At 60.8% G+C, this 1,785-nt stretch carries 2 protein-coding genes; one reads left to right on the top strand and one right to left on the bottom strand.

Annotated features, from left to right (window positions below; genetic code table 11):
- Positions 1-65: 65 nt before the first annotated feature.
- Positions 66-953 carry a TatD family hydrolase gene (locus NW860_RS00120; protein WP_414511863.1) on the bottom strand — a complete coding sequence of 296 codons (888 nt, stop codon included), beginning with the start codon at positions 951-953 and terminating at the stop codon, positions 66-68.
- A gap of 154 nt (positions 954-1,107) precedes the next feature.
- Here NW860_RS00120 and NW860_RS00115 point away from each other — a divergent pair, with 154 nt between their 5' ends.
- The gene (locus NW860_RS00115) at positions 1,108-1,701 is read left to right on the top strand and encodes a thioredoxin family protein (RefSeq protein WP_414394410.1); all 594 of its coding nucleotides are present in this window, start codon (positions 1,108-1,110) and stop codon (positions 1,699-1,701) included.
- The last annotated feature ends 84 nt before the right edge of the window (positions 1,702-1,785 follow it).

Genomic DNA, 1,785 nt, shown 5'->3' with positions numbered 1-1,785 from the left:
ATCGACTGGCGGGATCGGCGGCGGCGCAACGAGGCAGAACGTCAGGCTCGCCGCTCCAAGCGCCGCTAGCGGTTTGCACACGCCTCGCGATTGGGCTGGTTGCCGGCGGCCCTCAGAGCAGGAGGATCTCCTCCGCCGTCGCCTTGCTGGGGAAGGCGGAAGAGGCGAGCAGCATTTTGGCTGGTTTGTTGGGCCAGATCCTCCAAGGGGATCTGCAACAACTCCGCCAAGGTTTGGGCCACCCGCTGCACATGGGCTGGCTCGTTACGTTTGCCGCGGAAGGGAGTAGGGGCCAGGAAAGGGCAATCGGTTTCCACCAGAAGCTGGGACAGGGGCACCTCCAAGGCCGAGCGGCGCACCGTCTCTGCGTTCTTAAAGGTCACGATGCCGCTAAAGCTAATAAAGCAGCCCAGCTCCACAAAGAGCCGCGTCTCCTCCGGGGATCCGCTCCAGCAGTGCATCACCACCCGCAGCGATTCCCCTGTGGCCATGGCCTCTTGGAGAATCTCATAGGTGGCCGCTGCCGCCTCGCGGCAATGGACAATCAGGGCTAGATCCTGCTCCCGGGCAATGGCAATGTGGGCGCGGAAGGATTCTTTTTGCCGCTCGATATCTGACGGGTCGGACTTGTAAAAATCCAAGCCCGTCTCCCCGATGGCCACCACCCGCCTGTCGCCTGCGGCCAACTGGGCAATCTTTTCGGCCAGAGCCGGCTGCCACTGGCGCGCCTCAAGCGGATGCAGCCCCACCGACAAGAACACCTCGGGATACTGGTCGGCAATGGCCTGCAACTGGGGAAACTCCGCTGGCGTGACGCAGGAATGTACTAGTTGCCGGATCCCGGCCTGGCGCCAGCGCTCGGCCACCTGGGGCAGATCTTCTGCAAAGTCGGGATAGTTCAAGTGGACGTGGGTGTCCACCAGGGGGGTAGCGGGCAAGACGGCGGTGCTCAAAGCTCAGCTCCCGGACAAAATGTTGCGAACTCTATCCAATTGTAAAGGCCGTTCCCTGCCTGTTTGGGATCTGTCGGCAGGATCCCGTGCTTACAGCTCCTGGGGAGCGGGATGAGCCATGATGATTGAGGAAACTTTACGCTGGAGGTTTGTTATGGCTCGTACCCCCTCAACGATGCTGCCTTTGGGCACCCCCGCCCCTGACTTCAGCCTGCCGGATGTGGTAACTGGACAAACCATTTCCCTTTCTACCTTTGCCGACAAGCCCGCTTTGCTGGTGATGTTTATCTGCCAGCACTGCCCCTACGTGAAGCACGTGCAAGAGGAGCTGGCTCGCATTGGCAGAGATTACAAGGACCGCGGCGTCGGCATTGTAGCCATCAGCGCCAACGACGTGGAGAAATACCCCGAGGACAGCCCTGAGAACTTGAAGAAGATGGCCGAGACCTTGGGCTTTACCTTCCCCTTCTGCTACGACGAAAGCCAAGAGGTGGCCAAAGCCTTTTCAGCCGCTTGCACTCCCGACTTTTTCCTGTTCGATGCCGATCGCAAGCTGGTGTACCGCGGCCAACTGGACGACAGCCGCCCCGGCCTGCCGGATGTGCCAGTGACTGGCAAAGACTTGCGGGCAGCGCTGGATAACCTGCTGGCGGGCAAGCCCATCGATCCCAACCAAAAGCCCAGCCTTGGCTGCAACATCAAGTGGAAGCCCGGCAACGAGCCCGACTACTTCAAGCAAGCCTCTTGAAAGTCCTGGGGCGGATCCCAAACTTCCCCTAGACCCCCATCTTCGCCCTAGAGCAGGCCAGTAGGCCCTCAAGCAACCTCCCCT

This window comes from Synechococcus sp. F70.1 (assembly GCF_047502745.1).
Lineage (GTDB): Bacteria > Cyanobacteriota > Cyanobacteriia > Thermostichales > Thermostichaceae > Thermostichus.
This window is presented reverse-complemented; position numbering and strand designations above follow the sequence as displayed.